The organism is Mycobacterium sp., from assembly GCF_035314905.1.
Taxonomy (GTDB): Bacteria; Actinomycetota; Actinomycetes; order Mycobacteriales; family Mycobacteriaceae; genus Mycobacterium.
The window spans coordinates 1-22,330 of the sequence record NZ_DATFYW010000044.1 but is presented as its reverse complement, the minus strand read 5'-3'; the positions used below and the strand labels follow the sequence as shown (position 1 = coordinate 22,330).

General features: G+C 69.0%; 23 protein-coding genes and 2 pseudogenes. 10 read left to right on the top strand and 15 right to left on the bottom strand.

Annotated features, from left to right (window positions below; genetic code table 11):
* Positions 1-7: 7 nt before the first annotated feature.
* Positions 8-757 carry an SDR family NAD(P)-dependent oxidoreductase gene (locus VKG81_RS03595; RefSeq protein WP_324389779.1) on the bottom strand — a complete coding sequence of 250 codons (750 nt, stop codon included), beginning with the start codon at positions 755-757 and terminating at the stop codon, positions 8-10.
* 36 nt (positions 758-793) lie between these two features.
* Between VKG81_RS03595 and VKG81_RS03590 the strand changes: the two genes are divergently transcribed.
* Positions 794-1,210: a F420-dependent biliverdin reductase gene (locus VKG81_RS03590; RefSeq protein ID WP_324389777.1), complete on the top strand. Its 417-nt coding sequence runs from the start codon at positions 794-796 to the stop codon at positions 1,208-1,210.
* On the opposite strand, the gene VKG81_RS03585 is transcribed toward VKG81_RS03590, so the two are convergent.
* The gene (locus VKG81_RS03585) at positions 1,207-2,334 is read right to left on the bottom strand and encodes a Xaa-Pro peptidase family protein (protein WP_324389775.1); all 1,128 of its coding nucleotides are present in this window, start codon (positions 2,332-2,334) and stop codon (positions 1,207-1,209) included. The genes VKG81_RS03590 and VKG81_RS03585 overlap by 4 nt on opposite strands.
* Before the next feature lie 10 nt (positions 2,335-2,344).
* Positions 2,345-2,740, bottom strand: a complete 396-nt coding sequence (locus VKG81_RS03580; protein ID WP_324389773.1) for a VOC family protein — start codon at positions 2,738-2,740, stop codon at positions 2,345-2,347.
* A 28-nt stretch (positions 2,741-2,768) separates the two neighbouring features.
* On the opposite strand from VKG81_RS03580, the gene VKG81_RS03575 reads away from it, so the two are divergent.
* From VKG81_RS03575 to VKG81_RS03550, 6 genes are read left to right on the top strand one after another with little or no spacing between them, the layout of a single operon-like run.
* Positions 2,769-3,725 (top strand): 5'-3' exonuclease, encoded by a 957-nt coding sequence (locus VKG81_RS03575; RefSeq protein ID WP_324389771.1) that lies wholly within the window; start codon positions 2,769-2,771, stop codon positions 3,723-3,725.
* 57 nt (positions 3,726-3,782) lie between these two features.
* A complete protein-coding gene (locus tag VKG81_RS03570) occupies positions 3,783-4,985 on the top strand; it encodes a hypothetical protein (protein WP_324389769.1) in 1,203 nt (400 codons plus the stop codon).
* Positions 4,946-5,194: a hypothetical protein gene (locus VKG81_RS03565; RefSeq protein ID WP_324389767.1), complete on the top strand. Its 249-nt coding sequence runs from the start codon at positions 4,946-4,948 to the stop codon at positions 5,192-5,194. The genes VKG81_RS03570 and VKG81_RS03565 overlap by 40 nt, the downstream gene beginning before the upstream one ends.
* Entirely contained in the window at positions 5,191-6,651 is a 1,461-nt protein-coding gene (locus tag VKG81_RS03560; protein ID WP_324389765.1) for an acyl-CoA reductase, read from the top strand. The genes VKG81_RS03565 and VKG81_RS03560 overlap by 4 nt, the downstream gene beginning before the upstream one ends.
* Positions 6,651-7,574: an SDR family NAD(P)-dependent oxidoreductase gene (locus tag VKG81_RS03555; RefSeq protein ID WP_324389811.1), complete on the top strand. Its 924-nt coding sequence runs from the start codon at positions 6,651-6,653 to the stop codon at positions 7,572-7,574. The genes VKG81_RS03560 and VKG81_RS03555 overlap by 1 nt, the downstream gene beginning before the upstream one ends.
* 50 nt (positions 7,575-7,624) lie before the next feature.
* Positions 7,625-8,197, top strand: coding sequence for a TetR/AcrR family transcriptional regulator (locus tag VKG81_RS03550; protein ID WP_324389763.1), 573 nt, complete (start codon positions 7,625-7,627; stop codon positions 8,195-8,197).
* On the opposite strand, the gene VKG81_RS03545 is transcribed toward VKG81_RS03550, so the two are convergent.
* The 11 genes from VKG81_RS03545 to dop all read right to left on the bottom strand — a co-directional run bounded on the left by VKG81_RS03545 (position 8,198) and on the right by dop (position 20,056).
* Entirely contained in the window at positions 8,198-8,953 is a 756-nt protein-coding gene (locus VKG81_RS03545; RefSeq protein WP_324389761.1) for a DUF4333 domain-containing protein, read from the bottom strand.
* Positions 8,954-8,989: 36 nt separating this feature from the next.
* Positions 8,990-11,710, bottom strand: coding sequence for an RNA helicase (locus VKG81_RS03540; RefSeq protein WP_324389809.1), 2,721 nt, complete (start codon positions 11,708-11,710; stop codon positions 8,990-8,992).
* A 61-nt stretch (positions 11,711-11,771) separates the two neighbouring features.
* Positions 11,772-12,707, bottom strand: a complete 936-nt coding sequence (tatC, locus tag VKG81_RS03535) for a twin-arginine translocase subunit TatC (protein ID WP_324389760.1) — start codon at positions 12,705-12,707, stop codon at positions 11,772-11,774.
* A 52-nt stretch (positions 12,708-12,759) separates the two neighbouring features.
* The gene (gene tatA, locus VKG81_RS03530) at positions 12,760-13,017 is read right to left on the bottom strand and encodes a Sec-independent protein translocase subunit TatA (protein WP_324389758.1); all 258 of its coding nucleotides are present in this window, start codon (positions 13,015-13,017) and stop codon (positions 12,760-12,762) included.
* A 28-nt stretch (positions 13,018-13,045) separates the two neighbouring features.
* A complete protein-coding gene (locus tag VKG81_RS03525) occupies positions 13,046-14,005 on the bottom strand; it encodes a YafY family protein (protein WP_324389756.1) in 960 nt (319 codons plus the stop codon).
* On the bottom strand, positions 14,002-14,994 hold the full coding sequence (locus tag VKG81_RS03520) for a YafY family protein (protein WP_324389755.1): 993 nt from the start codon (positions 14,992-14,994) through the stop codon (positions 14,002-14,004). The genes VKG81_RS03525 and VKG81_RS03520 overlap by 4 nt, the downstream gene beginning before the upstream one ends.
* Positions 14,995-15,023: 29 nt before the next feature.
* On the bottom strand, positions 15,024-16,382 hold the full coding sequence (gene pafA, locus VKG81_RS03515) for a Pup--protein ligase (RefSeq protein ID WP_324389753.1): 1,359 nt from the start codon (positions 16,380-16,382) through the stop codon (positions 15,024-15,026).
* A gap of 283 nt (positions 16,383-16,665) precedes the next feature.
* Positions 16,666-17,385: a proteasome subunit alpha gene (prcA, locus tag VKG81_RS03510; protein WP_324389751.1), complete on the bottom strand. Its 720-nt coding sequence runs from the start codon at positions 17,383-17,385 to the stop codon at positions 16,666-16,668.
* A complete protein-coding gene (prcB, locus tag VKG81_RS03505; protein ID WP_414685132.1) occupies positions 17,382-18,254 on the bottom strand; it encodes a proteasome subunit beta in 873 nt (290 codons plus the stop codon). Before prcB ends, prcA begins: the two co-directional genes overlap by 4 nt.
* A gap of 20 nt (positions 18,255-18,274) precedes the next feature.
* Entirely contained in the window at positions 18,275-18,469 is a 195-nt protein-coding gene (locus VKG81_RS03500; RefSeq protein WP_324389807.1) for a ubiquitin-like protein Pup, read from the bottom strand.
* 90 nt (positions 18,470-18,559) lie between these two features.
* On the bottom strand, positions 18,560-20,056 hold the full coding sequence (gene dop / locus VKG81_RS03495) for a pup deamidase/depupylase (RefSeq protein WP_324389747.1): 1,497 nt from the start codon (positions 20,054-20,056) through the stop codon (positions 18,560-18,562).
* Positions 20,057-20,094: 38 nt separating this feature from the next.
* Here dop and VKG81_RS03490 point away from each other — a divergent pair, with 38 nt between their 5' ends.
* From VKG81_RS03490 to VKG81_RS03480, 3 genes and pseudogenes are all read left to right on the top strand, one after another.
* Positions 20,095-21,237, top strand: a complete 1,143-nt coding sequence (locus tag VKG81_RS03490; protein ID WP_324389745.1) for a hypothetical protein — start codon at positions 20,095-20,097, stop codon at positions 21,235-21,237.
* Between the two features lie 83 nt (positions 21,238-21,320).
* Complete coding sequence (locus VKG81_RS03485) at positions 21,321-21,494, top strand: hypothetical protein (protein WP_324389743.1); 174 nt, start codon at positions 21,321-21,323, stop codon at positions 21,492-21,494.
* A gap of 62 nt (positions 21,495-21,556) precedes the next feature.
* A pseudogene (locus VKG81_RS03480) lies at positions 21,557-22,127 on the top strand (hypothetical protein).
* Positions 22,128-22,140: 13 nt separating this feature from the next.
* On the opposite strand, the pseudogene VKG81_RS03475 reads toward VKG81_RS03480, so the two are convergent.
* Positions 22,141-22,330: pseudogene (locus VKG81_RS03475) on the bottom strand (proteasome ATPase); the annotation flags it as partial.

Genomic DNA, 22,330 nt, shown 5'->3' with positions numbered 1-22,330 from the left:
GAGCGGCTCATCGCGGCAACCGCCGCCAGATCGGCTGCGGAAGCAGCCGCAGCCCGAAGAACACCGGTCGCAACGTCCAGGGCACCCACACCGTGCGTCGCCCACGGGCCAGGGCGCGCGCCGTCGCGGCCGCCACCTGCGACGGCGTGCTGGACATCGGCGCCGGCGTCATGCCCTGCGTCATCCGCCCGACCACGAAGCCCGGCCGCACGATCAGCAGCTGCACGCCGGTGCCGTGCAGGGCGTCGGCGAGGCCGCTGGAAAAGCCGTCCAGGCCGGCCTTGGCCGACCCGTACACATAGTTGGCGCGCCGGACCCGCACGCCGGCCACCGACGAGAACACCACGAGCCTGCCGCGGCCGGCCGCCTGCATCCGTTGGGCCAGGTGGGTGAGCAGGCTGATCTGGGCGAGGTAATCGGTGTGCACGATCTGCACGGCGTGCTCGGCGTCCTTCTCGGCGCGGGCCTGATCGCCCAGGATGCCGAACGCCAGCACGGCGGTGCCGATCGGACCGTGTTCGGCGGTGATCGCGTCCAGCACGGGGCCGTGGGATGCGAGGTCGTCGGCCTCGAAGGCGGTGACGTGCACGGCGTCGGCCCCGGCGGCCCGGACCGCCGCTTGCTGAGCCTGCAGCCGCTGCGGATCACGGGCCGCCAGCACCACGGTCGCCCCGCGCGCCAGCCGGACCGCCAGCTCGCCGCCGATCTCGCTGCGTCCGCCGAAGATCACGACCACTTCCGAACCCGTGTCGTCCACGCCTGGAGATTATTACCTGCGCTAGCGTGAAGGCCGATGGCGAACCCGTCGACCACCCGACTCACCAGCGACGCGCTGGCGTTTCTCACCGAGCGCCACCTCGCGATGCTCACCACGCTGCGCGCCGACAATTCCCCGCACGTGGTGGCGGTCGGGTTCACGTTCGACCCGAAGACGCACCTCGCCCGGGTCATCACGACCGGCGGTTCGCAGAAGGCCGTCAATGCGCAGCGCGGCGGGGTCGCCGTGCTCAGCCAGGTCGACGGGGCGAGGTGGTTGTCGCTGGAGGGCCGCGCGAGCGTCAACACCGACAAGGAAGCCGTGCGCGACGCCGAACTGCGCTACGCGCAGCGCTACCGCACCCCGCGGGACAACCCGCGCCGGGTGGTCATCGAGGTGCAGGTGGAGCGGGTGCTGGGCTCCTCGGACCTGCTCGACCGCTCCGCCGGCTAGCGCAACGGGACGACAGCGAGTTCGTGCGGTCGGTGATTGACCGGCTCCGCGCCGTCGGCGGTGACCACGACGATGTCCTCGATGCGGGCGCCCCACCGCCCCGCGAAGTAGATGCCGGGCTCGACCGAGAACGCCATGCCCTCCTGCAGCGGCAGCGTGTTGCCCGCGACGATGTAGGGCTCCTCGTGCACCGAGAGCCCGATGCCGTGCCCGGTGCGGTGCACGAACACCTCGGCCAGGCGGGCCCGGGCCAGCACGTCGCGGGCCGCGGCGTCCACCTGCTCGGCCGTCACGCCGGGACGGGCCGCCGCCACGGCGGCCTGCTGCGCACGCTGCAGCACCGAATACTGCTGCGCCACTTCCGGGGTGGGCTCGCCGAGGCTGTAGGTGCGGGTGGAATCGGAGTGGTACCCGGGATCGTAGGCGCCGCCGATGTCGACGACGACCATGTCGCCGGCCCGCAGCACACGGTCCGAGCATTCGTGATGCGGGTCGGCGCCGTGCGGGCCGGAGCCGACGATCACGAACGCCACCTCCGAATGACCTTCGGCGACAATGGCGTCGGCGATGTCAGCGGCCACGTCGGCCTCGGTGCGGCCCGGCGCGAGGAACTCCGGAACCCGGGCGTGCACGCGGTCGATGGCCGCCCCGGCCTTGCGCAGCGCATCGATCTCCGCGGCGTCCTTGACCATCCGCAGCCGCCGCAGCACCATAGTCGCCAGCACCGGCGTGACGCCGAGCAACTCGGCCAGCGGCAGCAGGTGCAGCGCCGGCATCGAGTCGGTGATCGCCGTCGCGGCCGGCGCGCCGCCCAACGCGTCCAGCACGACCCGATACGGGTCCTCGCCGTCCACCCAATCTGCAACGGCGAGGCCGAGTTCGGCCACCGCGGACTCCTTGAGCGCGGCCAGTTCGAGCCGCGGCACCACCACCGTCGGCGTGCCACCGGCGGGCAGCACCAGCGCCGTGAGCCGCTCGAAGGTCTGCGCCCGCGAACCGATGAGGTAGCGCAGGTCGTATCCGGGGGTGATCACCAGGCCCGCCAGCCCCGCCGCCCCGGCGCCGGCGGCGGCGTCGCGCAGCCGGCGGGCGTACACGTCGCTGCTGAACCGGCTCGAAGTCATGGCAGCGAGGCTAATCCCAGTCCGGATAGCAGGCGATCTCGATCAGGTTGCCGTCCGGGTCGCGGCAGTAATGCGACGTCATCGGGCCCAGCGCGCCGATCTTTCGCACGGGTCCGTCCGTGATCTGCACGCCGCACGCCCGCAGATGGGCGCCGATCGCCTCCGCGCTCGCCTCGGCGACGAAGCACAGGTCCAGGGAGCCTGGCTCATCAACGGCGGCCGTCTCCCAGTTCGGCGCGCCGGTGGGCCTGACGTTGATCTTCTGCTCACCGAACGTCAGCGCCAGGCGTCCGTCGCCGAAGATCTCGCGCCGCATCCCCAGCACGCGGGCATACCAGTCCGCGGTGGCCCCGACGTCGCGGCAGTTCAGCACCACGTGGTCGATTCGGTCGATGTAAAGCGGCATACCTCAACGGTACTGGCAGGATGACGGCATGCCCGCCCCCCTGCTGCTGCTCGACGGCGCCAGCATGTGGTTCCGCTCCTTCTACGGTGTGCCGTCGTCGATCACCTCGCCCGACGGCCGGCCGGTCAACGCGCTGCGCGGCTTCCTCGACACCGTCGCGGCGCTGATCACGCGGGAACGCCCGACCCGCCTGGTGGTGGCGTTGGACCTCGACTGGCGCCCGCAGTTCCGGGTGGACCTCATCCCGTCGTACAAGGCCCACCGCGTCGCCGAGCCCAACCCCGACGGCGAGCCGGACATCGAAGAGGTTCCCGACGACCTCACCGGCCAGGTCGGCATGATTCTGGAAATGCTCGACGCGTTCGGCATCACCACGGCCGGGGCCGCGGGTTTTGAAGCCGACGACGTGCTCGGCACGCTGGCCGCCGCGGAGCGCCGGGATCACGTCGTCGTCGCCAGTGGAGACCGCGACCTGCTTCAGGTGGTGGCCGACGAACCCGTACCCGTGCGGGTGCTCTACCTCGGCCGCGGCCTGACCAAGGCGACGATATTCGGGCCCGAAGAGGTGGCCGAGCGCTACGGGGTGCCGGTCGGGCGCGCCGGGCCCGCCTACGCGGAACTGGCGCTGCTGCGCGGCGACCCGTCCGACGGGCTGCCCGGCGTCGCGGGCATCGGCCAGAAGACCGCCGCGATGCTGCTGGCGCAGTACGGCTCACTGGACGCCGTATTGTCCGCCGCGCACGACCCGAAGTCCACGCTGCCCAAGGCTTTCCGCCGCAAGCTCCTCGACGCCGAGGACTACATAGCGGTGGCCCGTCCGGTGGTGCGAGTGGCCACCGATTCCCCGGTCAAGCTCTCCACCGGCACCGACACGCTGCCGCTGGCGGCCGCGCATCCGAGGAAGGTGGCCGAGCTGGCGCAGAAGTACGGCGTCGGCTCGTCGATTGGCAGGCTGCAGAAGGCGCTCGACGCGCTGCCCGGCTAGGCCGCTGCATATAACTACACTCTTGCAGATCCCTGTAAGACTACGTACGGTTGCAGCGTGACAGTGACGGAGTTCATGGACGACCCGATTGGCTTCTTCGGCCGGTCGCTGACCCGGATGCACAGCATCCCCCGCGACGAACTGGAAGAACTGCAGCGCCGGGCCATGGCGATCCGCTTCGGCCAACACCGGGAAAGCATCGAGATGGTGCGCAAGCTCGGCGACCGGCTGGGCATCACCGAACTCGGCGAATTCAACGACGTTGTGCCGCTGATGTTTTCCCACACGGCCTTCAAGTCGTATCCGCCCGCGCTGGTCGACAACAAACGGTTCGACCTGATGACCAAGTGGCTCGACAAGCTGACCAGTCACGACCTGTCGAAGGTGGACACCCAGGGCTGCAACAGCATCGACGAGTGGATCGACCGGCTTGACGAGCAGACCCCGCTGGAGGTGATCACCTCCAGCGGGACGACCGGCACGCTGTCCATCATTCCCAAGGACAAGCACGGTGCGCGTGAAGGCATGGAGTTGTGGAAGATCTGCCTGTTCCAGACCTTCGGCAGGGAGCCGACGCAAGCCGAGTTGAACCCCGACGTGGATGTCATCTGGCCGAACTTCGCGAGCGGCAAACTCGGTCATCTGCGGATCGCCGCGATGATCAGGCGAGGATTCACCGGCGGCGACGAGGGCAAGTTCCACCCGCTCTACTCGGGCGCGATCGACACCGACCTGATGTTCCTGGCGTCGAAGATGCGCGCCGCCGCGTCGCGTGGCGAGCTGGACCGGTTGGTCATCGACCCGGCGCTGGCCGCCCGCAAGGACGAGTTCATCGCGATGCAGGCGCACCAGCCCGAGGAACTGGACGCCTTCTTCAAAGAGATCACCGAAGAACTGTGCGGCAAGCGGGTTTTCATGATCGGCACCTCCAGCCTCATGTACGACGTCGCCAGGGCCGGCCTCGAACGCGGAGTGCGCAACGCCTTCGCCAGGGATTCGGTGGTCCTCACCGGCGGGGGACCAAGGGCGTCGTCCTGCCGGAGGGCTACATGGACACCATCGGTGAGTTCCTCGGGGTCGACCGCATCCAGGAGGGCTACGGCTTCTCCGAGCAGAGCGCCTTCCACTGGGCCTGCAGCGAGGGCCGTTACCACGTACAACCGTGGGTCATCCCGTTCGTCCTCGATCCGGACACCAGCGAGCCGCTGCCCCGTAGCGGCGTGCAGACGGGGCGTGCGGCCGTCTACGACGTCCTGCTGAAGGCGCATTGGGGCGCGGTCATTTCCGGTGACGAGGTCACGATCGACTGGGATCTGGCCTGCCCCTGCGGCCAGAGCAGCGTCGCCTTCGAGCACGACATCATCCGCTACAGCGAGAAACGCGGCATCGAGGACGACCGGATCACCTGCGCGGCGACCCACGAGGTCCACGACGAAGCGGTCAACTTCATGAAGGCGTTCGAGTCGTGAGCAGTGCCTACACCGTCCCGTTGTTCCTGCGCGGCGAGGTCATCGCCGACGATCTCGTCTCATTCGGAACTCGCAGCGGCGGTGCGGAATTCTGCTCGCCCGACATGGCCAAGCACGTCGCACGGCTGCCGCTGGGCAGCCCCGCGGAGATGGCGGATCTGTACCGACTGCGCTTCGACGAGATCCTCGACGTGCTGGCGGCGCTCGGCGACGCGCTGGTGTTCGAGCGCAACGCGCACCTGCAAGAGGCCTACGAGGCAGCCCTTCTGGCCAATCCGCTGCCGGCGCAGATGCTCAGGAACAGTTATGAGATCCTGCGGCCGCTGTTCGCCCGTGACAACGTCGTCGAAATCGCCGACAGCCAGGTCGGCCTCGACTACCTGAACGGTTGGGTCACCCACGAGCTGCTGGACGGACGCGAACTGCGGGTGCGCGCGTTCGGGTCGCGGGTGCTGCACATCCCGGCCGGCAACGGCGGCCTGGTGTCGGCGGTCACCATCCTGCGGTCGGTGATCACCCGAAGCGACATGATCATCAAGGCGCCGTCGAACGATCCGCTCACCGCGGTCGCGATCGCCCGCACTCTGGCCGACATCGCGCCGGGCCATCCCCTCACCAAGCATCTGGCGGTGGCCTACTGGAAGGGCGGTGATGTCGCCGTCGAGGAGGCGCTCTATCGGCCCGAGCACGTCGAAAAGATCGTGGCCTGGGGTGGATTGGCGGCAGTCAAACACGTCACCCGCTACATCCGGCCCGGGTTGGAGTTGATCACGCTCGACCCGAAGCGCAGCGCGACCATCATCGGATCGGAGGCGTTCGCCGACGAGAGCACCATGCGAGAAGTGGCACGACGGGCCGCCGCCGACATCGGCGTCGCCAACCAGGAAGGCTGCGCGAACGCGCGCGTCATCTACGTGCTCAGCGGCACCGACGCCGCCGGCCTGGACAACGCCAACCGGCTGGGGGAAATGATCTATCAGGAACTCGTCGCGCTTCCCCCGTTCATCAGCACTGCGCCGCGGTATCCCAGCCGCGACCTCTACGAGCACGTCGAGGCGTCCCGGATGACCGAGGACTGGTACCGGGTCATCGGCGGCGAGTCGCGCGAGGGGGCGATCATCGTCTCGCAGTTCGACCAGGCGGTCGACTACTCGCCGATGCTCTCGGGCCGGGTCGCCAACCTCGTCCCCGTCTACAGCGTCGAGGCGGTCACCGCGGCGGTGACCGCCTACACCCAGACAGTCGGCGTCTATCCGGAATCGCTGAAGCGGTCGTTGCGAGACACGCTGGCGCTCTTCGGGGCACAGCGCCTCACCAGCCTCGGCTACGCGTGCAGTGTGGCGGTCGCCATGCCCCAGGATGCGATCGAGCCGATCCGCCGGATGTGCAAGTGGGTCGTCGACGAGGAGTGCGATCCCGGCGTGGTGGTCCCGCTGTGGCGCCTCGCGGGCACGTGATGAGCACCGCGCTGCAGGTTGTCGACGGGGTCGACCTGTCCGGCAGGACGTGTGTGATCACCGGTGCCTCTTCGGGTCTGGGGCGTGAGTCGGCCCGGGCGCTGGCCGCCGCCGGCGCGCATGTCGTCCTCGCGGCGCGCAACCGGGAATCACTGGCCGAGGCACGGACGTGGATTGACAACCAGGTTCGCGGCGCCCGCACGTCGGCGTTGGTGCTCGACTTGACTTCGCTGGCGAGCGTGCGCGCCGCCGCGGCCGCGATCTGCGACGAGTTCCCCGCGATCCATGTGCTGATGAACAACGCCGGTGTGATGTTCACGCCGTTCGGCCGGACCAGCGACGGCTTCGAAATGCATTTCGGCACAAACCACCTCGGCCACTTCGAGTTGACTCGGCTGCTCATGGGACGTTTGATCGCCGCGAACGGGGCACGTGTGGTGATCCTCTCCTCCGGCGGCCACCTGATGGGTGATGTCGACTTCGACGACCCGAACTGGGAAACACGCGAATACGACAAGTTCGTCGCCTACGGCGCGTCCAAGACCGCGAACATCCTGCACATGGTCGAGCTCGACCGTCGCCTGCGGGACTGCGGGGTCCGCGCGTACGCCGTGCATCCGGGTACCGTCGCCACGTCGTTGGCGCGTCACATGACCCGCGACGACTTCGCGACGCTGAGGAGCCTCGCGCCCCGCGGCACCCGCGCGAGCGAACCGCCCGACTTCCGCCGCGACTTCCTGCTGCCCGAGCAAGGCGCGGCCACCCAGGTGTGGGCGTCGGTGAGCGAGCAACTGGCCGACGCCGGATCGGTGTACCTCGAGAACTGCCGGATCAGCGATGCCGTCGCGCCGTATGCGCTCGACGAGGCGCGGGCGGGTCGCCTATGGGAGCTTTCGGACCGCCTGTGCGGGGGTATTGCATGAGACTGCATCCAGGCATAGAACTGTAATCCTGCAGCGCATACACTTCAGCCATGAATCGGGCCGATCGCCGCAAGCGCGAAGTCAGGGAACGCATCCTTGCGGCCGCGTTCGAGCTGTTCCTGCAGCAAGGCGTCGCCGCGACGACGATCGAAGACATCTGCGAGCGTGCCGACGTGGCCAACCGCACGTTCTTCAACCATTTCGCGAACCGTGGCGACATGGTCCGGTCCCTGGCCGAGCGGCGGCTGGTCAACCTGCACGACGTGGTCTTCGCGCGGGCGAGCGAACCGATCCCCGACCGGCTGATCGGCGTCTTCGACGACATCGGCAAGGCGCTGGCGAAATCCGGCGACACCTACCGCGAGCTGATCGGCGAGATGCTGGCGACCTCCGGCTACGGCGTGCAACGCGGCTTCGTTCTACACGACACCTTCGTCGAACTGGTGAAAGAGGGCGTCGCCCGCGGCGAGGTCGGCGCCAGCCACGACCCCCAAACATTGGCCGACCTGATCGTGAGCGCGCTCTCCACCGGCATCCTGAACTGGGCGACCGAGCCCACCTATTCGCTGAAGGCGAACCTGCACGACCTGGCGGTCGCGCTGGCCGACCTGCTCAGGGCCTGACTACTTGGGCCGGCCGACCTCGTAGGTGCCGTTGTCGTCCTGGAACGTCACCGTCACCTGCCGCTTGGTCCCGTCGATGCTGACCTCGCAGTTGAAGCTGTCCCCCTTCTTGACGGTCGGGTTCTGGCCGTTGTTGCACTTCACGTCCTTGACGTTCTTGGCGCCGTACCCGTTGGTCTCGTCGGTGAGGACTTGCTGCACCCCGGCCTGGGCCTTGTTGACGTCGAGCTTCGTCGTGACGAAGAAACCCGGCTTCCAGAAACCGAGCACCAGCACCACGGCGATGATGATCGCGGCCAACACGCCGACGATCCCGCCGATGACCGCCAGCGACCTCTTGGATCCCTGCTCGGCACCCGTGGGCTGGCCGTACGGGGGGTACTGCCCGTACTGGCCCGGCTGACCGAACTGTCCGGGCGGCTGGCCGTACTCGGGCTGCTGGCCGTACTCGGGCTGCTGGCGGTACTCGGGTGCCTGCCCGAACTGTCCCGGCTGCGCGTACTGGCCCGGCGGCCCGTACTGAGGCACCTGCCCGAACTGATCGGTGGCCGGGTACTGCTGCGGAGCCGCATACGGCGGCGTCGACGGCGGCTGGTAGGGCGGATACTGCTGCTGGGTGTACGCCGGTTGCTGCCAGGCGTCCTGGCCGGCGTGCTGCTCCGACGACCCCGAAGGCTGCTCCTGACCTTCAGCAGGCTGGCCCGACGGCGGCGATGCCCACTGCTGGTTCGGGTCAGGTCCCTGCGGTTCGGTCATCGTGTCTCCATTTCGTCCGGTCTGTCGGCTGCCACCTTACCCGCCATCAACTGCGACGACGCCGCGGCGAACGTCGTCGATCGCGCGTCTTGCGGCGGTGCGCAGCGCCTTCTCGGCGGCGGCATCGCGGACCTGGTCGAGCAGATCGATCACCTGTCGGCACCACCGCACGAAATCGCCGGCCTGAAGTGGGCTTCCGCTTCCGGTGGCGTCGGATGCCGCCAACGCCGCCGTGAGATCCCCCGTAGTCGCCCAGCGGTAGATCGCGATGACGAACCCCTCGTCGGGTTCGCGGCTCGGGCTGATCCGGTGCCTCTGCTCGTCGGCCCGCATCTGTCCGGACAGCCGTGCCGTTTTGGCCAGCGCCCGCCGCAGCGGAACCGTCGGCACCTCGGGCGGCGCCGGAGACGCGGGCCCGTCGCCGCCGCGTGACTCATAGACAACGGCGGAGACCACCGCGGCCAGTTCGGCCGGGCTCAAACCCGTCCACGCCCCGCTGCGCAGGCATTCGGCGACCAACAGATCGCTCTCGGAGTAGATCCGCGCGAGCAGCCGCCCGTCATCGGTGACCGTGGGCGATCCGTCCGCGCCGGTCTTGATGAAATCCCGCTCGGTCAGCAGCCCCACGATGCGGTCGAACGTGCGCGCCAGCGAGTTCGTCGCCGCGGCCACCTTGCGGCGCAACTGCTCGTTCTCGCGCTCGATACGCAGGTACCGCTCGGCCAGCCGCATCCTGGCCTCCCGGTCGGCGATCCGAAGAGCGGGGTGGCGCCGCAACTGCTCACGGAGCGAGAGCAGTTCGGGATCGGCGTCGGGCTCTCCGCCGCGACCCGAGCGGGTGGGCACAGCCAGTCCGGCGGCCGCCGACCGCAACGCCGACGCGACGTCGCGTCGAACCCGCGGCTGACGGTGCTCGACACGCTTGGGCAGCGTCATCGAGCCGAGCGGCGGCGGCGCGCCTGAGTAGTCCGCCGACGAGATACGCCCGGCCCAGCGGTTTTCGGTCAGCACCAGCGGCCGCGGCTCGGCCGAGTCGCGGTCGGGTTCGAGCACCACGGCCAGGCCGCCGCGCCGGCCGTGGGTGATCGAGATGATGTCGCCGCGGCGCAGCGCCGCCAGCGCGTCGTTGGCGGCCTTGCGACGCTGCAGCCGCGACGAGCGGGCCTGGGCGCGTTCAAGCTCCGTGATCTTCGCGCGCAGCCGCGCATAGTCGAGGATCACATCCGCGTCATCGCCGAGTTCGGCCCGGATCTGGGCCAGCAGCTGTTCGCCGCGGGTGATGCCGCGGACCAGGCCCACCACCGACCGATCCGCCTGGTACTGCGCGAACGAACGTTCCAGCAGGCGGTGGGCCTGTTCCGGGCCCATCCGCTGAACCAGGTTGATCGTCATGTTGTAGGTCGGCGAGAACGAGCTGCGCAGCGGGAACGTGCGGGTGGAGGCAAGCCCGGCCACCTCGACCGGATCGGCGTCCGGGTGCCAGACCACGACCGCGTGGCCCTCGACGTCGATGCCGCGCCGGCCCGCCCGGCCGGTCAGCTGGGTGTATTCCCCCGGCGTCAGCTTGACGTGCTGTTCGCCGTTGAACTTCACCAGCCGCTCCAACACCACCGTGCGGGCCGGCATGTTGATGCCCAGCGCCAGCGTCTCGGTCGCGAACACCGCCTTGACGAGCCCGGCGGTGAACAGCTCCTCGACGGTGTGCCGGAAGATCGGCAGCATGCCGGCGTGGTGGGCGGCCAGGCCGCGAAGGAGGCCTTCGCGCCACTCGTGGTAGCCGAGCACCGCCAGGTCCGGTTCGGGCAACTCGGCGGTGCGCCGGTCGATGACCTCGGCGATGCGCTCGCGTTCCTGCTCGTCGGTCATCCTCAGCGGCGAGCGCAGGCACTGCGCGACCGCCGCGTCGCAGCCCGCACGGGAGAACACGAACGTGATCGCGGGCAGCAGAGCGTCGGCGTCGAGCAGCCTGACCACCTCCGGCCGCGACGGCGCACGGAACAGGCTCGACCCCGGGTTGCGGCCGCGGCCGCGCGGCCGCCAGTCGGCCAGCCGGTCGGCCTCGCGGCGGTTCGCGATGTGGCGCAGCAGCGCCGGGTTGACCTGTGTGCCACGACCGGCGTCGTCGGGGCCGCCGCCACCCGAGTAGTCGAACAGGTCGAACAGCCGCTTGCCGACCAGCATGTGCTGCCACAGCGGCACCGGCCGGTGCTCGGACACGACCACCGTGGTGTCACCCCGCACCGCCTGGATCCAGCCGCCGAACTCCTCGGCGTTGCTGACGGTCGCCGAGAGGCTGACAAGCCGGACCTCCTCCGGCAGGTTCAGGATCACCTCTTCCCACACGGCGCCGCGCATCCGGTCGGCCAGGAAGTGCACCTCGTCCATCACGACGTACGAAAGGCCTTCCAGCGTAGGCGAATCCGCGTACAACATGTTGCGCAGCACTTCCGTGGTCATCACCACGACAGGCGCGTCGCCGTTGATCGAGACGTCGCCGGTGAGCAAGCCGATCCGCTCGGGGCCGTAGCGGCCGACCAGGTCGTTGTGCTTCTGGTTGCTCAACGCCTTGATCGGGGTCGTGTAGAAGCACTTTCGGCCGGCGGCCAGCGCCAGGTGAACGGCGAACTCCCCGACCACCGTCTTGCCCGCACCCGTCGGCGCGCAGACCAGCACACCGTGCCCGCGTTCCAGCGCCTCGCACGCCTCCCGCTGGAACGGGTCGAGGTCGAAGGGCAGCAGCGCGGCAAACTGCGCCAGTCCGCCCCCGCAGACCGGAGGTACCCGCGCGCCGGCTGTCTCCGTACCGCTCACCGCTTACCTAAACGTCGTCGGGTGGCACGACCCCCGACGGCGACGGAACCGCCGAGGGCGCCTCGATCGGCGAGGCCTGGTCGTCGGGCAGGGCCGCGAGCGCGGCCGCTTCCCGCTTGGCCTTGCGCCTGTCGTGCAGCCGCGCCACCTGGATCGAAAGCTCCAGCAGAAGACTCAGCGCGAGGCCGAGCGCGACCATCGAAAACGGGTCGGAGCCCGGCGTGGCGATCGCGGCGAACACGAACAACGCGAAGATCAGCCCGCGCCGCCAGCTCTTCAGTCGCGCGTAGCTCAGCGCACCGACGAGGTTGAGCATCACGATCAGCAGCGGGAACTCGAAGCTCACGCCGAAAACCAGCAGCAGGTTGATCAAGAACCCGAAATACCTGTCGCCGGACAGCGCGGTGACCTGGACGTCGCTTCCGACCGTCAGCAGGAAGTGCAGCGCCTTGGACAGCACGACGTAGGCCAGCAACGCCCCGGCCACGAACAGCACTGCCGCACAGGTGACGAACAGCGTCGCAAAGCGCCGCTCGTTCTTGTACAGCCCGGGCGTGATGAACGCCCACAGCTCGTACAGCCAGACCGGGCAGGCCAGCACGATGCCGGCGGTCATGCCTACCTTGAGCCGCAGCATGAACTGGTCGAACGGCGCCGTCGCCAGGAGCCGGCAGCTGCCGTCGGCGCTGATCTGCGCCCGGGCGGAAGCCGGCAGCGAGCAGTACGGGTGGCGCAACCAGTCACCGAGGCTTTCCAGACCGAACAGGCCGTGGCTGTACCAGACGAACCCGATGATCGTCGTGAGCCCGACGGCCGCGAGCGAGACCAGCAGGCGCGCGCGAAGCTCGCGGATGTGTTCGACGAGCGACATCGTCCCGTCGGGATTGGTTCGGCTGCGGCGGCGACGGGGATCGAGCCGACGCAGAAAACCGGGTGTTTTCACGGGCGGTGTTCAGTTGCGCCGCGCCAGACGGCGGGACGTGGAGGGTGCGGGATCAGGCCGGTTTGGCGTCGGTGTGATTCTCCTCGGGGGCCGGAGGCGCGGGGTTCTCGACGCGCTCGGACTGCACGGGAGTGGCAGGCGGCGGCGCGGGTTGCGACTTGCCCTCGTTTTGCAGCTCGCGGACCTCGGACTTGAAAATTCGCAGCGACTTGCCCAGCGAGCGGGCCGCGTCGGGGAGCTTCTTGGAACCGAACAACACGATCACCACGACGGCGATGATCGCCCAGTGCCAGGGACTGAGACTGCCCATTTCGTTACCTCCAGACGTCGCCTCGATGCTACCGCAGCGTCGCGGCGTCGTAGGCCTGCAGAGCCGCCGCGGCGCCGCGGCGCACCCGGCCGGCCAGCGACTGCGGCGCCAGCACCTGCACCGAGGATCCGAAGCCGAGCACCAGCCGTGCCATCCATTCCTCCGACGCGTAGGTCATCGCGGCCTCGCACGATCCGTCGGGCAGCTCGGCGAGCACCCGCATCGGGTAGTAGTCGAACATCCACGACGCCTCGGGTGCGACGCGCAGCGTCGCCGCCGGCAGCGACGGGTCGGCGTCGAACAGCGACGTGTGCGGGCCCTCCTGCACGGCGGGAGGCGGCGGCGCTGACGGCTCGTCGAGCACCCGCGCTTCGTCGATCCGGTCGAACCGGAACAGCCGCACCCCTTCGGCGGCGCGGCACCAGGCCTCCAGATAGCTCTGGTCGCCGACGAGCACGATCCGGATCGGGTCGATCACCCGATGCGACGACGTGTCCCGCGACGCGGAGTAGTACTGGATCTCCAGCGCGCGGCGCCTGCGTACCGCGTCGCGAACGGCCGCCGCCGACGGGCTTTCGGCGGCCGCCGCGGCGGCGGGCATCGTCGCGTGGCCCGCCGCTCCGGCCGCCGACTCGATCTTGGCGATCGCGCTGCGGGCGGCCTCTGGATCGACCATGCCCGGCACCTCGACCAGCGCCCTGAGCGCCACCAGCAGCGCCGTCGCCTCCGGGGACGTCAGCCGCAGCGGCCGGTCCATGCCCGCCGAAAACGTCACCTCGATGCTGTCCTCCGAGAACGACAGGTCGATCAGGTCGCCGGGGCCGTAGCCCGGCAGCCCGCACATCCACAGCTGGTTCAGGTCGTCCATCAACTGCTTGGTGGTGACGCCGAGGTCGGCGGCCGCCTCGGCGGCGCTGATCCCGGGGTTGGCCTGGAAGTACGGCACCATGTTGAGCAGCCTGGCCAGCCTCGTCTGCAATTGGCTCATCCCGGCACCTGCCCGGCCTGGGCGCGCAGCCGCGCCAGCACCTCGTCGCGCAGCGACTCGGGCTCCAGCACCACCGCGTCGGGCCCGTAGCCGGCGACCTCGCGCGCCAGCCGGTCGAGCGAACCGATGTCGATCGCCAGCACGTCGCCGTCCCGCCCGCCCCGCGCCGCGTGGCCGACGACCGCAGCCGCGCGCCGCAGCGCGGTCGCCCGGTCGGCGGCGACCCAGATCCGGGCCTCGACACCGGTCGGCGCCTCGCCGACGGCATGAGCGACAATCTGCCGCAGGTCGATGCCGTCGGGCTTGCCGACCGTGCCGGCGGAACCGATCGCCGTCACCCCGGCCCCGATCCGCGACAACCGGAAGGTGCGGACCGCGTCGCGGTCGCGGTCGCGGCCGACGAGATACCAGCGGCCGCGGTCGGTGACCACGCCCCACGGCTCGACGGTCCGCGTGGTGTACGGCTCGGCGCGCGACGAGCGGTGCTGGAACTGCACGGCCTGCCCGGAATTAATGGCGGACAACAAGATTGGAAGCACGGACTCCGATCCGCGGATGCCCGGCAGCGCCGATGCCGACGTGATCGCGACGCTGTCGGGCGCGTCGACGTCGACCCCGGCGGCCCGCAGCTTCAGCAGCGCGCCCTGGGTGGCGGTGATCAGCTCCGGCGACTGCCAGAGCTGGGTGGCCACCGCCACGGCGGCCGCCTCGTCGGCGGTCAGCTCGATCTGGGGCAGCGAGTACGCATCGCGCTTGATCCGATAGCCCTCACTGGAGTCCAGCCGTGACACCCTGCCGGTCTCCAGCGGGATGCCGAGGTCCCGCAGCTCGTTCTTGTCGCGCTCGAACATGCGTGCGAACGCGTCGTCGCTGGCATTGTCGGCGTAGCCGTAGACCGTCTCGCGGATCCGCTCGGCGGTGATGTAGTTGCGGGTGGACAGCAGCGCGATGACGAGGTTCATCAGCCGCTCGACTTTGGAGATCCCCACGCGTCCCAGCGTAAATCCGACTGCCCGACTTACATGCTCGCGATGAGCCGCTTGACCCGCTCGTCGACCGCCCGAAACGGGTCCTTGCACAGCACGGTCCGCTGCGCCTGGTCATTGAGCTTGAGATGCACCCAGTCGACGGTGAAGTCACGGCCAGCTTCCTGCGCGGCGCTGATGAACTCGCCGCGCAGCTTGGCCCGGGTGGTCTGCGGCGGGGTGTCGACGGCCTCTTCGATCTCCTCGTCGGTGGTGACCCGCGCGGCCAGGCCCTTGCGCTGCAGCAGGTCGAACACGCCGCGGCCGCGCTTGATGTCGTGGTAGGCCAGGTCGAGCTGGGAGATCTTCGGGTCGGACAGCTCAAGGTTGTTGCGGTCCTGGTAGCGCTGGAACAGCTTGCGCTTGATCACCCAGTCGATCTCGGTGTCTACCTTGGCGAAGTCCTGGCTCTCGACCGCGTCCAGTTGGCGCCCCCACAGGTCGACGACCTGCTCGATCTGCGCGTTGGGTTCGCGCGTCTGCAGGTGTTCGACCGCGCGCGAGTAGTACTCCCGCTGGATGTCGAGCGCGCTGGCCTGCCTGCCGCCGGCCAGCCGGACCGGACGCCGGCCGGTCAGGTCGTGGCTGACCTCGCGGATCGCGCGGATCGGGTTGTCCAGCGAGAAGTCGCGGAACGCCACGCCGGACTCGATCATCTCCAGCACCAGCGCGGCGGTGCCCACCTTGAGCATCGTGGTGATTTCGCACATGTTGGAGTCGCCGACGATGACGTGCAGCCGGCGATATTTCTCGGCGTCGGCGTGCGGCTCGTCGCGGGTGTTGATGATCGGCCGGCTACGGGTGGTGGCCGACGACACACCCTCCCAGATGTGCTCGGCGCGCTGGCTCAGGCAGAACGTCGCCGCCTTCGGGGTTTGCAGAACCTTGCCCGCACCGCAGATCAGCTGCCGGGTGACCAGGAACGGCAGCAGCACATCGGAGATCCTGGAGAATTCGCCGGCCCGCACGATGAGGTAGTTCTCATGGCAGCCGTACGAGTTGCCGGCCGAGTCGGTGTTGTTCTTGAACAGGTAGATGTCCCCGCCGATGCCCTCGTCGGCCAGGCGCTGCTCGGCGTCGATCAGCAGATCCTCGAGGACCCGCTCGCCCGCGCGGTCGTGGGTGACCAGCTGCACCAGGCTGTCGCACTCGGCGGTGGCGTACTCGGGGTGGGATCCGACGTCGAGGTAGAGCCGGGCGCCGTTGCGGAGGAAAACGTTGGAACTGCGGCCCCACGACACCACCCGCCGGAAGAGATAGCGCGCGACCTCGTCCGGAGACAGGCGACGGTGCCCGTGGAACGTGCAGGTGACACCGAATTCGGTCTCGATGCCCATGATTCGCCGCTGCACCCAATCGAGCGTACTGGTTACCTCGGCGACACGCGTTCAACACGGCCGCGGAGCGTTGTCCCGACCCAGGATTTTCAGGCATGCCCGCGGCGGAGATCGGGAAAGCCGGCGCGATCGGCTCGTTGAACGACGGCGTGGAGATCGCGAACGCTGCAGCCCGGCCAGGTGGTCGCGGCGTCGATCTCGCCGCCCTAATTCGAGCTGTACGAGGCTGCGTGTCGCCTGACCCACCAGGGGCTGACAACGCCGGCCACCGAATCACGGCACCCCGGAACGTTATCTATCAGGACTGCTGCGGCAGCAGCGATTCCAGCGCCGAACCCGTGATGCGGCGGAACGCGCGACGAGGCCGGTTCTGATCGAGGATCGCCACCTCGAGCGTCGGGGCGCCCAGCGTCCGCGGCTCGGAAGAACCGGATCCGTTGCCGGTGCCCGCCTCCAGCGCCTTCACCGCAATCCGTACCGCGTCCCCCAGGGCGGCGTTCTCGGCGTAAGACTCCTTCAACGCGGCCGTGATCGGCTCGGTTGTCCCGCCCATCACCACATAGTGTGGCTCGTCATTGATCGACCCGTCGTAGGTGATGCGGTACAGCTCGGGCGGTTTGGTCTCGCCGAAGTGCGCAACCTCGGCAACGCACAGCTCGACCTCGTACGGCTTGGCCTGCTCGGTGAAGATCGTGCCGAGCGTCTGCGCGTACACGTTGGCCAGCTGGCGGCCCGTCACGTCGCGGCGATCATAGGCGTATCCGCGGGTGTCGGCGAACTGAATACCGCCGCGGCGCAGGTTGTCGAACTCATTGAACCGGCCCACCGCGGCGAAGCCGACGCGGTCGTAGAGTTCGCTGACCTTCTGCAGCGATCGCGACGGATTCTCGGCGACGAACACCACGCCATCGGCATAGGCGAGGGCCAGCACGCTGCGGCCCCTGGCGATGCCTTTGCGGGCGAGCTCGGAACGCTCGCGCATCGCCTGCTCGGGCGAGATGAAGTACGGGAATGTCACGGGCCGCCCCGGGCATCAGTCGGCTCGGCGAAGTCGGGCCGCAAAGTCTTTGCGCGCGAACGATTTTCGATGACCTGGCGGGCAAATTCGGCGATGCGAGCCTCGGGCACCTCGACGGCACCCTCGGCGCTGATCATGACCGCCGTCGGGTAGATGCCGCGCACCAGATCGGGCCCACCGGTTGCCGAGTCGTCATCGGCGGCGTCGTAGAGGCTCTCCACGGCCACCCGCAGCGCCGAGTCGCCGTCCACGACCTGCGGATACAACTTCTTGATCGACGACCTGGCGAACACCGACCCCGAGCCCACCGACTGGTAGCCCTCCTCCTCGATGTTCCAGCCGCCTGCCGCGTCGAACGAGACGATGCGCCCGGCCCGTATCGGGTCCTTGTCGTCGACGTCGTAACCGGCCAGCAGCGGAAGCGCCACCAGGCCCTGCATCGCCGCGCCCAGATTTCCGCGCACCATGATCGCCAACCGGTTGACCTTGCCCGCGAACGTCAGCGGCACGCCTTCCAGCTTTTCGTAGTGCTCCAGCTCGACCGCGTACAGCCGGGCGAACTCGACTGCGACCGCGGCGGTGCCCGCGATGCCGGTCGCGGTGTAGTCGTCGGTGATGTAGACCTTCTTGACGTCGCGGCTGGCGATGACGTTGCCCTGCGTGGCACGGCGATCCCCGGCGATGATCACGCCGCCGGGATAGTTCAACGCCACGATCGTGGTGCCGTGCGCCAGCTGCGCGCCCGCGGGCGCGTCGCCGGGCGCTCCGGCGGGCAGCAGTTCGGGCGCCTGCCGGCGCAGATATTCAGAAAAGGACGACAAGTCCAGCGGTACGGAGGGTGCTCCGGAGAGGGGTTTGGGTAAAGCCAGCTGCTCGCGGTGCGGCCAGGTCACTGTCCGCCCTTTTGGACGTACGCGCGCACGAAATCCTCGGCATTCTCTTCGAGCACGTCGTCGATCTCGTCCAGCAGGTCGTCGGTTTCCTCGGTCAGCTTGTCGCGACGCTCCTGCCCGGCAGCCGTGCTGCCGGTGAGGTCGTCGTCCTCGCCGCCACCACCGCCACGCTTGGTCTGCTCCTGAGCCATCGCTGCCTCCTGCGTTGTCATCGGTGGGCTCGTAAAGTGCCCACCGGTTACTCCACACTACCGGTCAACGACGAAATTGCCTGGCATAGCTCACGTGGTGAGCTGCTCCACAAGGTCTGCGGCCGAGTCCACCGAGTCCAGCAGAGCCCCCACATGGGCCTTGCTGCCGCGCAACGGCTCCAGGGTCGGAATCCTGACGAGCGAATCGCCGCCGAGGTCGAAGATGACCGAATCCCAGCTGGCGGCCGCGATGTCGGCGCCGAAGCGGCGCAGGCACTCGCCGCGGAAGTACGCGCGGGTGTCGGTGGGCGGGTTGTCGACCGCGTCGAGCACCTGCTGCTCGGTGATCAGCCGCCTCATCGATCCCCTGGCGACCAGCCGGTTGTACAGGCCCTTGTCGAGCCGCACGTCGGAGTACTGCAGGTCGACCAGGTGCAGCCGCGGCGCCGACCAGGCCAGGTTCTCCCGGTGCCGGAACCCGTCGAGCAGCCGCAGCTTGGCGGGCCAGTCCAGCAGCTCGGCGCAGTCCATCGGGTCGCGTTCCAGCAGGTCGAGGATGTGCGCCCAGCTCTCGACGATGTCGTTCGCCCGCGGGTCGCGATCCCGGCTGTCCACCAGCTTGGCCACCCGGTCCAGGTAGATGCGCTGCAACGCCAACGCGGTCAGCTCGCGGCCGTCGGCCAGCGCGACCGTGGCCCGCAGCGACGGGTCGCGGCTGATCACGTGCACCGCGTGCACCGGCCGGGCCAGCGCCAGGTCGGACAGGTCGATGCCGTCCTCGATCAGGTCGAGGACCAGCGACGTGCTGCCGAGCTTCAGGTACGTCGACGTCTCCGCCAGGTTCGCGTCGCCGATGATCACGTGCAGCCGTCGGTACTTGTCGGCGTCTGCGTGCGGCTCGTCGCGGGTGTTGATGATGCCGCGCTTGAGCGTGGTCTCCAACCCGACCTCGACCTCGATGTAGTCGGCCCGCTGGGACAGCTGAAACCCCGGCTCGTCGCCGGCCGGGCCGATCCCGACGCGACCCGACCCGGTGACGACCTGCCGGGACACCAGAAAAGGGGTCAGCCCGGCGATGACCGCCGAGAACGGGGTTTGCCGCGACATCAGGTAGTTCTCGTGCGAGCCGTACGATGCGCCCTTGCCGTCGACATTGTTCTTGTACAGCTGAAGCTTGGCGGCGCCGGGCACGCTCGCGACGTGCCGGGCCGCTGCCTCCATCACCCGCTCGCCGGCCTTGTCCCAGATCACCGCGTCCAGCGGATCGGTGCACTCCGGCGCCGAATATTCCGGGTGGGCGTGGTCGACGTACAGACGGGCCCCATTGGTCAGGATCATGTTCGCCGCGCCCACCTCGTCGGCGTCGACCACCGGCGGCGGCCCAGCCGACCGGCTGAGGTCGAAACCGCGCGCGTCGCGCAGCGGTGACTCGACCTCGTAGTCCCACCGGGTGCGCTTGGCGCGCTGAATGCCCGCTGCGGCGGCGTACGCGAGCACGGCCTGCGTCGACGTCAGGATCGGATTCGCGGTCGGGTCGGACGGCGATGAAATGCCGTACTCAACCTCGGTGCCGATAATCCGTTGCATGCGATCAGCGTAGGCGACGCGCCGAATAGGCTACCGGCGTGGCATCGTCCGTTGCCGCTCGCCGAGCCGCCGAGCGCTGGTTCCTCGACCACGGTCTTCCGTCGGTGCTCACGCCACGGGCGCGGCTGCGGGCGGTGTGGCCGCGCTCGGCCCCCGCGCTCGCCGGTTTCGCCACCCTCCCGGCCTGCTGGCTACCGATCTACCTGCTCACCGGTCAGACCCGCGTCGACATCGTGGGTGTGCCGACGGCGGCGGAATGGATCGTTCTGGCGATCGTGGTGCTCGCACTGCCACTGGCCGCGCTCGTCGGCTGGCTCGTCGCGCGCCTGGCCGGCAACCGGGCGCAGGCCGTCGCGTCGACCGTCGCGGTGGCGGTGGCCTTCGCGGTCGTGGCCATCGACGGCGACGCGCTCAACCTGGCCGCCATCGCCGTCGTGGTCGTGCTGGTGCTGGCGCTGACCGCGACGGGTGTCGGCTCGGTGCTCGGCTGGGCGATGCGGCTCACGCTGTCGCAAATCGCCGCCGCCGGCACCCTGCTGATCCGCGCCCTGCCGGTGGTGTTGCTGACCTTTCTGGTGTTCTTCAACTCCCCGGTGTGGCTCATGGCAGCGACGGTCAGCCGCCGCCGGCTATGGCTGGCGCTGTTGTTTCTCGGCGCGATCGCCGCGGCGTTCGTGATATCCGGCACCCTCAACCGAGCCAGGCCGATCATGAACTCGGCGGGCGCCACAGACGACCCTCCGGCAGGGTTGACCGCCACTCCGTTCGAGGCGATGCCGGCCGCACCGGCTACCGACCCGTTGAGCCGCACCGAGCGGCTCAACGTGCTGTTCGTACTCGTCGCGTCGCAGCTCGCGCAGATCCTGATGGTCGCCGCCGTGACCGCCGCACTCTTCCTGGTGCTGGGCCTGATCCTGCTCAGTCCAAAACTGCTGGCCGCGTGGACCCGCGACGGCTCGCCCGACGGAACGGTGCTCGGGATGACAATCCCGGTGCCGCAGGCCTTGATTCAGATCACGCTGTTTCTCGGCGGGTTGACGTTCATGTACATCAGCGCGCGGGCAGTCGGTGACGGTGAATACCGGTCGCGGTTCGTCGATCCGCTGATCGACGACCTGAAGCTGACTCTGCTGGCACGAAACCGCTACCGCCGCAGCGCGGCGACTGACGGCCCGGCGTGAACAGCGCAGTGTGATCTAGGCAACACTGCGGTCTTTGCGGAGGAGCCTGCGATGCCGGCCCCGTCCTGCTTCCGGGGCAGGTGTTGCGCAAGCAGATCCTGTCGTTCATCCGCAACCTCGACACCTTCGAAATCCACGGCTGCAAACCCGACTGCGGCTACCGCGTCTACACCGACAAAGCCATCGAGATCACCGAGGCGAGTGCGTTGCGGTCCAACGGCCACCGCTCCGACCGACCGATCGCGGCGGGGGGCTAGCGTGTCGGCCGACGCGGTGGCCGGACCGCTTACCGACGTCTTCGGGAAGACGTCACGGCGAAGTGCTTCTCGCCCGAGTGGGCGCCTCCGGTCCCGAGGCCACCGGGTACAACAGCTTCCCCCTCAACGACTGTCCGCAGCAGCTGTGGTCGAAACTCGACGCCGAGGCCATCGCCCGGGATAACGACGCCGCGGCGGCCCTGCTCAACGGGCCCCGCCACTGGCTGACGAGCAGCATCGGGAAAGTCGCTCAGGGCCCGCCGGAGACGAAGACCTTCGGCGGCGTCGAGATGCTCCGGCAGGCCACCGTCCAGCTGTCCGCCATGAACCCGGCGCCGTACACGGTCAACCGGGTCGCACGCAACACCGTCTTCACCTTCGACGCGGGCCAGCCGGTCTTCGAACTCGCCGACCCCGACGGGCAACGCCGGGTCATGCAGACCTGGAGCCGGACCGTGGATTCCAGCCTGTCGCTGGACGACCTGCCGGGCCTCGCCGGCCGACTCTCGCTGCCGGCGGTGGACCTACGCGGCACGCACGCTCACCACGCCGCTGCGGGTCGACACCACGACGGAACGCGCGCACGTGATCCAGGACGACCTGGCCAACAGCTACTCGCTGGAGACCGGCTGACGCGCGGTCCCGCCTACAGGTACTGGCCCAGGTTGGACTCGGTGTCGATCGCGCGCGACGCGCTCGACGACTTGCCGGTGACCAGCGTGCGGATGTAGACGATCCGCTCGCCCTTCTTGCCCGAGATCCGCGCCCAGTCATCGGGATTGGTGGTGTTGGGCAGGTCTTCGTTCTCGGCGAACTCGTCGACGATCGAGTCGAGC